We start from the raw sequence: 11,151 nt of genomic DNA on the forward strand, positions 1-11,151 counted from the left end.
GAGAAAAATAGCCATGGCGTTATTTAAACAAGATACAACTAAAACAGCCAGTATGGCGAGAAAAAAGAAAATGGCAGGGCTAGACGATGATTATCGCTCAACCCTGTTAGAATCTGGGATTAAAATGCGCTAGCCGTGACAAAGGTTTTAAAACGGAGAGTTTTGCTGTCATAGTCGTACTTTCTTAATCGAAACTACGGCAATAGTAGGAAGCAAAACTTAAGAAATCCTTATGGTAATCTTAATATTTTCTAAACCAGAAAAACTTCAGTAAATCTTAAGTGAATCTTAAGTTTGGTGCTGTAACCTGATGAGGTAGAAGAGTTTTTACTTATTTGAGTAACATATGAAATTGTTAATTATTGAAGATTCAGTGTCATTAAGACGTAGTCTACGAGTTGGCCTTGAAAACTTAGGTTTTACCATTGATGAAACTGGCGATGGCGCTGAAGGACTTAGTATGGCAATGACAGGAGAGTACGAATTAATAGTACTCGACATTATGTTACCCAGTATTGATGGTATTACGTTATTACAAACCATAAGAGCAAAGCAGCTCGATGTGCGTGTGCTCATTTTATCTGCCAAGCAAGAACCTGAAGACAAAGTGAAAGGGCTGCTGACTGGGGCCGATGACTACCTAACAAAACCATTTTCGTTTGATGAGCTTCATGCAAGGTTATTAAACTTGATGCGTCGCGGTGGCTTGAAAACAATCAGTGATGTGATCCGCATCGATAACTTGGCTTTGAACTTACAATTAAAACTGTTGCAAGTCGGTGACACTGTAATCGACCTTACGCCCAACGAATACAAAATTGTTGAGTGCTTATTTAGTAATCAAAATAAAGTGATTACATCAGAAAAGTTAAGTACTTATATTGCAGGGCAATATGACTTAGTTTCGAAAAACTCTATTGAGGCGCATTTATCATCAGCACGTAAAAAGGTCAGAGCGGCAGGTGGTGAGTTACCTATTCAAACCAAGCGTGGTTTTGGTTACATAATTCAAGGAAGGTGATGAAATCAATTCGCAGTAAATTAGTTTTTACTCTATCCATAGCGATAACTGGGCTTGTTTTAGGTATTTTATTAGCCACAGATATTGCAGTCGATAATTGGATTGATAATGAGTTTAACCGTGGCTTACACTCAAAAGCTGGCATGCTGATGACTTTGGTACATGAAGATGAAGAAGGGGTGACTTTTAATTTCTCGAGTGAATTTATGCCAGAGTTTGATGGGCAGTTTGAGCCTGAGTATTTTCAGATTTGGACTGAGGAGGGAGTGTTTACACGCTCACAAAGCCTTAATTTATTTGCTTTTAAGAACCTTAAGTTTGAAGAGTTAAAATTGGGTGAAGCGAAAATAATGACCACCCAGCTACCGGATGGTCGTGACGGACGAATCATTTATACTCGTTTTCAGCCGCAACTTGACTCGCACTCACATAGGAATTTTTATAATGGAGTGAGTAGACCACATCACAGCACGCTTACTTTAGCCTATGCCGCGTCTTCTGAAGAAGTTGATTTTATTTTGTGGTTAATTGACGTTATTTTTATTGTAACCACAGTGACAGTCATTGTTTTTATTCGGCTCTTTGTACGTAAATCGGTCGACAGTTCTTTAGCGCCACTGAATAAACTCAATCGTGATATTAGTCGGCTTAGTATCGCAGATAAAAATGCAATAATTGTCGTTGAAGAACCAGTTAAAGAGCTGCAGCCGATTGTAAATAGCTTGAATGCCTTTATTAAAGAAAATAGGCAGCTGTACTTTCGCGAAAAACGTTTAACGTCAGACATCGCTCACGAACTAAAAACCCCCATTGCTGAGCTAATCAACATGGCCGAAGTGGCCATTCGTTTTCCTGATGAAAAAGAATTTGAAGCCGATTTTAAACCCGAGGTACTGAAAATTAGCCAACGGTTAAAAAGCATTGTGTCGAACCTATTGCTACTGCATAAATACAGTAATGAAGCCTTACCAAAACAAGATGCTTGCGATTTAAATCAGGTCATAATGCGTACCTTAGAAAGGTGCGATCTAGAGCGAGTTGAATTTGCACTTCAAGAAGATATCCCAGCTATTGTTAGTAACTTATTTGCACTTGAATCAATCATCATCAATCTTGTGAATAACGCCAAACAATACAGCCCAGAAAAGAGTGTAGTGACTGTAAGTACGCTGCTTAATAAAGAGGGTAAGTTGCAATTATCTGTTACTAATGAATTAAAAATACTCTTAACCGATGAAGATATTAGCCAGTTATTTGATCCACTGTGGCAAAAAGACAGTGCCAGAACATCCAGCGATAATTTTGGTCTTGGATTATCGATTGCCAAAGCGTTAAGCACATCGATAAACGCCGAACTTAACGTTGAGTTAAATGATGAAATTATTACCTTTAGTTTGAAATTAAAGTGAAATTTTGCAGCGTGTGTATTTATGTGCAACACTGAAAGTGAACAACAATAAGGAATAATAACTATGGGTAAAATTATTGGTATCGCACTTATCGTGATTGGTGTTGCACTTGCTGTATGGGGTTATAACGTTTATGACTCGGCCAGTGCTCAAGTAAGTCGTACGTTTAGTGGCGACACACCAATCGAAGCATGGCTTGGTATGGTGGGTGGGGCAATCTGCGCCATTGTGGGAATTTATAAAGTAAAATAAGCAACCACATGTTGAAATAAGCAAGCTAATACCTGATACTGTATTTATATACAGTTGTGGTGTTAGCTATGCAAAAACAATTACCGCTAAAATATTATTTAAATCACTTTTTTGAATTAGCCGAATTTATTCAGGCGCAATGCAAAACGTTGCTAACTCCTGAACAACAGCAATTTATCGTTAAGTTAACCCAGCTCGACGAACAAAGCTTGTGTACTTTGTTACGTATCTATTCGCGAAAACCAAGACTTGTCGCGCTTTCATCGCTTAATTACGAAGAAATCCCAAACCTACACGGCGCTATTTTTAAACTTAAGCAGTTCGCGCTGGTGGCTCACCCTACGGTTGATGATCTTGATTTGGTACTTGCTCATTTAACGAAACCTGAGCTTGTTGCATTGCTTGCCGATGACGCACTTTTTAAAACCCCTGTTACGTTTAAAAAGTCGGCTAGTAAAGGGGTTTTACTGGCACTGTGTAAACAACATATTGACCGAGAGGCGAATGCGCTTGAACAGTTATGTGGAGAGTTTGTTGTTAATAGCCGAGCAGAATATTACGAGTACTTTGAATTTTTATACAGCGGTCGCTTAAGTGCAGGTGATATAAACCATCAAAACCGCTTTGTTATGCGTGATTTAGGGATAGCGAAGGTGCGTAATGATGTTGGTGAAACGCGGTCACGTTTTAATACTCTTGAAGAAGCACAGACTCATTACCAATTAAATCAATGCCGCATGCAGTTTAAGGCATGCGAGATGCCTGAACAATATCGTCATTTAGCCAATGAACTGTTACAGATAAACTGTACTGACGATTTAGCGCACAGTATTAAAAATAAACTGCTTATTCGCTTATTTAAGCAATTTAAAGAGGCCGATTTGGCTTATGCATGCACACTTTTAGATAATTGCACTGGTAGCAGTGAGGCACAAGAGCTGGCTATTCGTGTACGTTATAAACAAGGTGATACTGAATGGGTACAGCAAACGTTAGAAGCAATTATTAACGACCCCATCGACGACGGCATTTTGTATTTTGCTGAAGATTTCTTACAACGAAAATACAACAAGCAGCAGCGCTCTCGGTTAACGCAAATGCTCAGTGATACTGAGTGTCAGTTAGAGATTGACGATATTTATCGTGGCGATGTTGAGCAAGGAGTCTGTGAGTATTATCAACAGCAGGGATATACGGTATTTTTTACTGAAAATAATCTGTGGTTGAGTTTATTCGCGCTGACGTTTTGGCAAGAACTGTTTGTGGATACACCGTACCCACCGTGCAATGAATTTGATATTTACCCGCATGTTTTATTAGCCGATTGTTTTTACGCTTCGCAGCAGGCAGATATTGAGCAAAAACTGGCAACGTTCACCCATAATGATTGTATTTATAAGCAGGTTTGCAAAAGTGCAGCGCAGTTTTACGATACGCCAACGGGGTTGTTTCAATGGCACAGTGATATTCTTGAGCCTTTAAAAGTGCTTATTCAGCACAGTGAACTTGAGAGTTTAAAAGCGCATTTATTGCAAATGACAAAAACTTTTAAACAACTCAAAGATGGCTACCCAGACTTAATGGTACTGAAAGACACTGGCTTGTGCTTTGAAGAAGTGAAAGCGCCTGGTGATAAACTCAGACGCAATCAGCTGGTGAGTATTGATATATTAAAACAGCATGGCTTTACCGTGAATATTGTTGCGGTAAATTGGTTTAATGATCCTAACCGTATATACAGTGTGGTTGACATTGAAACCACGGGTGGGGTGCAAGGTAATAATAAAATAACCGAAATTGCCGTGGTGCAGCTACAAGCCGGCGAAGTGATTAAGCAGTGGGCAAGTTTAATTAATCCAGAGCGAAGTATACCGCCATTTATCACCAAGTTGACTGGCATTAATGCCGCCATGGTGCGCGATGCCCCTTGTTTTGCTGATATAGCCGATACGCTCAGAGGGCTCTTAAAAGGGTCGGTATTTGTGGCTCATAATGTGAATTTTGATTACAGTTTTATTCGAAAAGAATACGCCGCAATCGCCCAGACCTTTAAAATGCCTAAATTGTGCACGGTGGTTGAGTCGCGAAAAGCATTTCCGAAACTTCCCTCATACTCGCTTGGTAATTTAGCTGCACATTTTGAACTGAATTTAACAAATCATCACCGTGCGCTGGCTGATGCTACCGCCACAGCCCAGTTGTTAAAACTTATTCAGCAAACACAATCAAAAAAGGCGAGTTAAACTCGCCTTTTATCATTTTGCGTTTGCGGTTATTCGTACTCAATAGGGTCTGTTATGTTATTAAGTGCGAAGGCTTCTAAACGCTCTTGGCATGCACCACATTTACCACAGGCTTTGTCGCGGCCGTTGTAGCAGGTCCATGTTTGGCTGTAATCAAGGCCCATTTTTAAACCATCTGTCAAAATATCGATTTTCGTATTGTTTAAATAAGGGCTGAAAATTTCAACGGCGTCGTAGTTTGCAATACGGCATACATCATCCATTTTTTTAACGAACTCTGGACGACAATCTGGGTAAATTGCATGGTCACCTGAATGAGCACCGTAATACACTTTGCTGGCTTTTAGCGACACTGCGTAGCCAACAGCCAGAGATAATAAAATCATGTTACGGTTTGGCACGATCGTGCTCTTCATGCTCTCTTCTTCGTAATGACCTTCTGGCACGTCTATATCGTCGGTTAACGACGAGCCGCCAATCAGTTGATTAATCGCAGAAATATCAACGATTTTATGAGGAACACCAAGCTTTTCACATACTTGTGCCGCCACTTTAAGCTCTTTGACATGACGCTGGCCGTAGTCGAACGACAGGGCATACACTTCGTGGCCTTGCTGCAGGGCTTTATTTAATACGGTAAATGAGTCCATACCGCCGGAATAAATAACAACTACTTTTTGCGTCATAACTGTTTTGCTCATACTTTTGATAGAGGTTTACTTCAGGGCGCGATATACTACACGGCTCGGGCCTAAATAACAATTTTTGCCCGCGATTTTGGTTTTTAGGCGGCCAATTTTTACTGTCCGTCGCGTCGTAAGTGAGATGTCTTTTGTACAAAATTAACGAAGTGTTTGAAACAATTCAAGGTGAAGCAAGTTTTACGGGTACACCTTCAATCTTTTTACGTTTGCAAGGCTGCCCTGTGGGCTGTGCTTGGTGTGATACAAAACAAACATGGGACGTTGATAATGTGTATAGGGTGTCGCTTGATGACACGGTCGAAAAAAAAGCGGACTCTGATCATTGGGCCGAAGCCTCTGCAGAGCAAATATTAGCGCTATTTAAAGAACGCGGTTACAACGCAAAGCATGTGGTGATCACCGGTGGTGAACCTTGCATGTATGACTTAAACCCAGTGTGTGAGCTATTACATGCAAACGGTTATTCTACGCAAATAGAAACCAGCGGCACATTCGAGATTTTAGTCCCTGAGCAAACGTGGGTGACGGTTTCACCAAAAATTAATATGCGCGGCGGTTACAAAGTACTGCGCAGTGCAATGCAACGCGCCGATGAAATTAAACACCCAGTGGCCATGCAAAAGCATGTTGAAGAGCTTGAAGATTTGTTTTTAAAAACAGGCGTGAATCCGCGTTTAGTTTACCTTCAACCCATCAGTCAAAAAACATCAGCGACTAAACTGGCCATTGAAACCTGTATTGCAAAGAACTGGCGCTTATCAGTGCAAGTGCATAAATATTTAGGAATTAGTTAAACACATAATTTTTGTGTACAGAAACAAAAAAAGCGTTGCACTGAAGTGACCCCCAATAGTTGGCAACGCTTTTTTACTATGTTCTCGTAACTCGTAACTCGTAACTCGTAACTCGTAACTATTTATTCTGCGCTAAATAATCAAGCACAACCTGATGATGATCTTTGGTTTTAAACTTATCAAACACGTGCTTGATTTTACCATCTTGACCAACTAAAAAGCTGATGCGGTGAATACCCTCGTACTCTTTACCCATAAACTTTTTGTAACCCCAAATACCGAATGCATCGGCAATGGCGTGATCTTCATCGGCTAACAGATCAAAATTAAGCTCTTTCTTAGTTTCAAAATTCTTTAGTCGTTTGATTGGATCAGGGCTAATACCAACAACGTGCGTATTGAACTTAGCAAGCTCTGCTTTTTCATCACGAAGGTTTTCAGCTTGCACTGTGCAACCAGGAGTTGATGCTTTAGGGTAAAAATAAACCAGTACTTGCTGCTCTTTTAAAAGATCAGCTAAGACAACGGTTTCGTCGTTTTGGTTTTGTAAACTAAAAGCAGGGGCTGTGTCGCCAGCTTGTAGTGGATTAATTTTCTTCATGCTTTGCTCCTTAGCGAATGCGTCTGAATATATAGTCTACGTTCAAACTACGAGAAAGATCTTCAAAGCTCACTTTAAAGTGATCAATATCGACTTCTACAGGGATATTAAACTCTAGTTCGCAGCGCATTTTAAGTTCGTCATTCTCTTCATAGGTGTCTGATTTAAGAGAACAAATACTGATATGATTGTCAGCAAAAAAGCGCGTTACTTTGCTTAGTGTTCCCGGTGTGTCAATACCTGTGTATTCGAGGGTGTAACCAGCACAAAATTCACACGCAACATGACTTGCTGTGCGTTTCATCATGGTTAATAAGCCAAGCTCCATGCCTTTTGTAGGCAATGTATGCTCAATGCGGCTAATTGCTGACATATCGCCAGCCAATAACATGATAAAGGTAAATTCGTTGCCCAAAATAGCAATGCGACTGTCAATTATATTGCAATGGCAATCACTCACTAACTGAGTCAATTCGCTAACGATACCGGGTCTATCTTCGCCAATCGCAGTGAGCACTATCTGATGATTTGTAAAAACAGTCATGGAATTTTAAGTACCTAGTAATTAATAATACCAATAGATATAAGCCAGAATAAGCCTTGATTTCACGTGAGTTTAATAACGCACGGCGGCAAAGTTTAACATAATTTACTCAGTTAACGATAGCGACGATTAATTAAGCCGTGAATAAAGTGCGCTCTTTCTTGTTTTTAGGGGCATCAGAAAGTACCATAGTTAAAATTTTGCAAGGTGATAAGCAAACACATACGTTACGCTAACCCAAACTATTCGGGTTTTTTGCATAAAATAAAAAATGTAAAGTTAAAAGTGATTTTACAGTGAACCAAATCGGCATTACCCACTCATATATTTGTTAAAAAAATTAAGGGTTTGCTAAGGAGAAATATCTGTGCAGTATTGGATCTCAAAGGCGCTTGCTGTAAGCGTATTGGTAAGTTTAACTGGGTGCGGTGTATTTACCGATGAAGCACACCATAAACGTAATTATCGTGCTAACGAACCGGTTAAAGCGCCTGAAGGACTTGCGCAACCAGCTCAAGATCCGACTTATAAAATGGAAGTGGCTCAGTACGACAATAATCCTGAAGCGAAAAATTATCGTCCACCGGCGCAAGTGATCACCATTGCACAAGGTAGCTGGGTTGAAGAAGGCGATAAAGACGCACGTGTTTATTTTGATAAAAATGACGGTATCGTTGATTTAGATGAATTTATTTGGGACTCCGTTCACGCGGTACTGAATGAGAGTAATACCCGTGCCGTTAAAGAAGATAAGTTATTAGGCAGCATAGAAACTGATTGGTACACAATCATCAAGCCTGAAGATAGCTGGTTTTGGGAAAGCGAAACGGAAGTGTCACAGCAGCGTTTTCTTTTTACAATTGAAGAGAAATCGCATCAACGTACTGCATCTTTAAATGCAAAACTGGTTGATTATAAAAGTGACTCACAAGAATTAACACCGCTTCTACAACAACAATTAGAAGTGCGTGCTTTAAACCAAGTAATCGCTGAGTTTGACTATCGTTATCGTCAACTTGAGGTTGAAATGCGTAAACAACAAGGCATTATTTCGCTTGAAATGGGCTTTGATAACAAAGGCAATGCCGCATTAGTTACTGAGCAAGATTACTTTGTTGTGTTTGATCGTTTTTCAGGTTTCTTAGAGCGTTTATCTTTCACCATTGTTGAAATTGATCAAGAGCGCGGTTTGATCACGGCTGATTACAAAAAGCCAGAGTCAAGCGTGTGGGATTCTATTTGGGGTGAAGAGCTTGCAGAACTGCCTATTGAAGATGGCCAATACCAAATTCTTGTTAGTCGTACCAATGAAGGTGGCACAAGCCTGACTTGGATGGACTCAGAAGGCAATACACTTGAGCCGGGTACAATGAATGACCTACAACAAGCATTAGAAAATGCGCTGCGCCAACGCGGCATCAATATTTAATAATTAAAAAAGTTAAAACCACCACAAAAAGAGCCTAGCCGCTCTTTTTGTGGTTTTTACAGGTTGAAAATATGTCTAACTTAAACGCTGCAAACCGCAGTAACTTGCGAACTTTGTTTACCTTTTTCGTTCCTTCACTTATAGGTGTCTTCTTGTTTATGACGCCGGTACCCATAGGTGAAGCAATGACAATTCCAATTGCTGTTATGGCAAAAGCTGTGCAGGAGTGGATTGCGCCATTTGCATTGGGGTTAATTACCACAATTGTGTGTATCACAGGTGTTATGTCGTTAATAATAAAGTTTTTTAAGCCAAGAGCGCTGTTAAAAATATTTATTATTAAACATTTGTTTGATGTAAGTTGGCTGTGGTTGACTGTGCGTTTGCTCGGTATGATATTTATTATATTAACGTACACGAAGCAAGGTCCCGAAATGATTATTTCGGGTGATACAGGGGCATTAGTTTTAAACGACCTCCTGCCGGTACTTTTTTCGGTGTTTATTTTAGCGGGTTTACTGCTGCCATTATTACTCAACTTTGGTTTGTTGGAGCTTGTTGGTACGTTACTGACAAAGGTGATGCGCCCTTTATTTGGTGTACCAGGACGAAGCGCAGTTAACTGCGTAGCGTCGTGGCTTGGTGATGGTAGTGTCGGTATTTTAATGACCGCACGCCAATATGAAGACAAGCATTATACACAACGTGAAGCTGCGATTATTGGTACCACATTTTCTGCTGTATCAATTACTTTTTGTTTGGTTGTTATTGGCCAAGTAAAATTAGAACACTTGTTTGCTCCATTCTATTTGACCGTGTGTTTAGCGGGTTTTGTTGCCGCTTTAATTGTTCCGCGTTTACCGCCTTTACGTTTTAAGAAAGATTTGTATGTTGACGGCACAGAACCCGACAAGCATGCAGAGTCGGTGCCAGAAGGGAAAACTCTTATTACGCATTCTCTCGATGTAGCTTTAGCTAAAGCACGCACAGCCCCAGGCGTTGTAGGCACGCTTAAAGAAGGCTTACACAACGCATTTGACATGGTTTTTGCTGTATTACCCGTAGTGATGGCTGTGGGTACATTTGCCCTGATTATCGCTGAATACACTGCCATTTTTGAATACATGGGCAAACCATTTGTGCCATTTTTAGAATTACTGCAGGTCCCTGAAGCAGAAGCAGCGGCGCAAACTATTATGGTGGGTTTTGCCGATATGTTTATACCGTCAATATTAGCGGCGGGAAACATTGAGAGCGATGTCACCCGTTTCATTATTGCTGCAATGAGTGTCACGCAGTTAATTTACATGTCAGAAGTAGGGGCATTGTTATTAGGCAGCAAAATCCCGGTGAATATCGTTGAATTGTTTTTAATTTTTATTTTAAGAACATTAGTGACGCTGCCGGTCATTGTATTGATGGCGCATTGGTTAGTGTAAACTCGTTAGCGCATAATCAAAATGCCCTGATCAATCAGGGCTTTTTTGATCATTTTCGTCTTTTTTTTCGGGCTTTTTAAAGTCCATTTTTGCTGCATGTTTTAATAAAGCAAGGTTGCCAATGACAACCCCAAACACGGCCACGACGATTGCAATTTTTTGCCAGGTTTCCATAGGTACACTCAGCTAATTCATCAACCTAGATAGTAGCACTTATATCAATCCGCAAAAATACTTAATCATTTTGAGTGATCAAACCAGTCGCTACCTGCGTTAAAAATGTCTGATTTATGACTGCATGTATGCAGGAGGTAGATCAATGCAGGAGCAATTGCCGAGAACAACTAAATAACTAAATTTTGCCTTGTTATCAACGCGGTTATATTGCCTCAAAATAGACCACTTAATTAAGCACAATGGTATTAAAAGCGTTTTGCATAAGAAAGAGAAATAAAATCAAGTCCAGGGTTTGGGCTTTTGAATCCTGCATTAGAGTAGTGTAAATAGCGTAGTGCTAACGAACGGTTGTCACCTAAATCAGCAACCAAGCCTAACCTATCTTCAAACTGGTAGTGAGTGCTAACATTTTTTCCTGCAAAGTGGGTGATGAGATGGACGCTCCCCTAAACGGCGTCAATGCGCCAAACTGGTTAACTCACACTCAGTTAAAAGGGCTGTCTCTTATACACATCTCCGAGCCCACGAGACCCGTATG

At 40.3% G+C, this 11,151-nt stretch carries 11 protein-coding genes and 2 pseudogenes; 8 read left to right on the forward strand and 5 right to left on the reverse strand.

The window, feature by feature from the left end; translation table 11 throughout:
• The 5 genes and pseudogenes from JIG41_RS22735 to JIG41_RS00110 form a co-directional block, all read left to right on the forward strand.
• Positions 1–133, forward strand: a pseudogene (locus JIG41_RS22735) (ISAs1 family transposase); the annotation flags it as partial.
• 213 nt (positions 134–346) lie between these two features.
• Positions 347–1,021: a response regulator transcription factor gene (locus JIG41_RS00095; protein ID WP_036969661.1), complete on the forward strand. Its 675-nt coding sequence runs from the start codon at positions 347–349 to the stop codon at positions 1,019–1,021.
• The gene (locus JIG41_RS00100; RefSeq protein WP_199524073.1) at positions 1,021–2,430 is read left to right on the forward strand and encodes a cell wall metabolism sensor histidine kinase WalK; all 1,410 of its coding nucleotides are present in this window, start codon (positions 1,021–1,023) and stop codon (positions 2,428–2,430) included. The genes JIG41_RS00095 and JIG41_RS00100 overlap by 1 nt, the downstream gene beginning before the upstream one ends.
• Before the next feature lie 63 nt (positions 2,431–2,493).
• Entirely contained in the window at positions 2,494–2,682 is a 189-nt protein-coding gene (locus JIG41_RS00105) for a DUF3185 family protein (RefSeq protein WP_065979772.1), read from the forward strand.
• Positions 2,683–2,750: 68 nt separating this feature from the next.
• Positions 2,751–4,925, forward strand: a complete 2,175-nt coding sequence (locus tag JIG41_RS00110) for an exonuclease domain-containing protein (RefSeq protein ID WP_199524074.1) — start codon at positions 2,751–2,753, stop codon at positions 4,923–4,925.
• 29 nt (positions 4,926–4,954) lie between these two features.
• On the opposite strand, the gene queC is transcribed toward JIG41_RS00110, so the two are convergent.
• A complete protein-coding gene (queC, locus tag JIG41_RS00115; RefSeq protein WP_199524075.1) occupies positions 4,955–5,626 on the reverse strand; it encodes a 7-cyano-7-deazaguanine synthase QueC in 672 nt (223 codons plus the stop codon).
• Between the two features lie 131 nt (positions 5,627–5,757).
• Between queC and queE the strand changes: the two genes are divergently transcribed.
• Positions 5,758–6,423, forward strand: a complete 666-nt coding sequence (queE, locus tag JIG41_RS00120) for a 7-carboxy-7-deazaguanine synthase QueE (RefSeq protein ID WP_036969649.1) — start codon at positions 5,758–5,760, stop codon at positions 6,421–6,423.
• 118 nt (positions 6,424–6,541) lie between these two features.
• Here queE and bcp read toward each other — a convergent pair whose 3' ends face one another.
• Together bcp and JIG41_RS00130 are read right to left on the reverse strand one after the other, a co-directional pair.
• The gene (bcp, locus tag JIG41_RS00125; RefSeq protein WP_036969646.1) at positions 6,542–7,024 is read right to left on the reverse strand and encodes a thioredoxin-dependent thiol peroxidase; all 483 of its coding nucleotides are present in this window, start codon (positions 7,022–7,024) and stop codon (positions 6,542–6,544) included.
• Between the two features lie 10 nt (positions 7,025–7,034).
• Entirely contained in the window at positions 7,035–7,568 is a 534-nt protein-coding gene (locus JIG41_RS00130; protein WP_036969643.1) for a glycine cleavage system protein R, read from the reverse strand.
• A gap of 367 nt (positions 7,569–7,935) precedes the next feature.
• Between JIG41_RS00130 and bamC the strand changes: the two genes are divergently transcribed.
• Together bamC and JIG41_RS00140 are read left to right on the forward strand one after the other, a co-directional pair.
• Positions 7,936–8,997, forward strand: coding sequence for an outer membrane protein assembly factor BamC (bamC, locus tag JIG41_RS00135; protein WP_036969641.1), 1,062 nt, complete (start codon positions 7,936–7,938; stop codon positions 8,995–8,997).
• A 71-nt stretch (positions 8,998–9,068) separates the two neighbouring features.
• The gene (locus JIG41_RS00140) at positions 9,069–10,436 is read left to right on the forward strand and encodes a YjiH family protein (protein WP_036969639.1); all 1,368 of its coding nucleotides are present in this window, start codon (positions 9,069–9,071) and stop codon (positions 10,434–10,436) included.
• A 30-nt stretch (positions 10,437–10,466) separates the two neighbouring features.
• On the opposite strand, the gene JIG41_RS00145 is transcribed toward JIG41_RS00140, so the two are convergent.
• Together JIG41_RS00145 and JIG41_RS00150 are read right to left on the reverse strand one after the other, a co-directional pair.
• Positions 10,467–10,610, reverse strand: coding sequence for a DUF2897 family protein (locus tag JIG41_RS00145; protein ID WP_074988602.1), 144 nt, complete (start codon positions 10,608–10,610; stop codon positions 10,467–10,469).
• 248 nt (positions 10,611–10,858) lie between these two features.
• Positions 10,859–11,041: pseudogene (locus tag JIG41_RS00150) on the reverse strand (acyloxyacyl hydrolase); the annotation flags it as partial.
• Positions 11,042–11,151 lie beyond the last annotated feature (110 nt).

Origin of the sequence: Pseudoalteromonas sp. bablab_jr011 (assembly GCF_016464045.1) — a bacterium.
In the GTDB taxonomy this organism is placed as follows: domain Bacteria; phylum Pseudomonadota; class Gammaproteobacteria; order Enterobacterales; family Alteromonadaceae; genus Pseudoalteromonas; species Pseudoalteromonas lipolytica.

Coding starts and splice junctions, on each gene's coding strand:
- queC (WP_199524075.1), bottom strand. CDS start 5,626: ATGAGCAAAACAGTTATGACGCAAAAAGTAGTTGTTATTTATTCCGGC.
- JIG41_RS00105 (WP_065979772.1), top strand. CDS start 2,494: ATGGGTAAAATTATTGGTATCGCACTTATCGTGATTGGTGTTGCACTT.
- bcp (WP_036969646.1), bottom strand. CDS start 7,024: ATGAAGAAAATTAATCCACTACAAGCTGGCGACACAGCCCCTGCTTTT.
- JIG41_RS00110 (WP_199524074.1), top strand. CDS start 2,751: ATGCAAAAACAATTACCGCTAAAATATTATTTAAATCACTTTTTTGAA.
- JIG41_RS00145 (WP_074988602.1), bottom strand. CDS start 10,610: ATGGAAACCTGGCAAAAAATTGCAATCGTCGTGGCCGTGTTTGGGGTT.
- JIG41_RS00130 (WP_036969643.1), bottom strand. CDS start 7,568: ATGACTGTTTTTACAAATCATCAGATAGTGCTCACTGCGATTGGCGAA.
- JIG41_RS00100 (WP_199524073.1), top strand. CDS start 1,021: ATGAAATCAATTCGCAGTAAATTAGTTTTTACTCTATCCATAGCGATA.
- JIG41_RS00095 (WP_036969661.1), top strand. CDS start 347: ATGAAATTGTTAATTATTGAAGATTCAGTGTCATTAAGACGTAGTCTA.
- JIG41_RS00140 (WP_036969639.1), top strand. CDS start 9,069: ATGTCTAACTTAAACGCTGCAAACCGCAGTAACTTGCGAACTTTGTTT.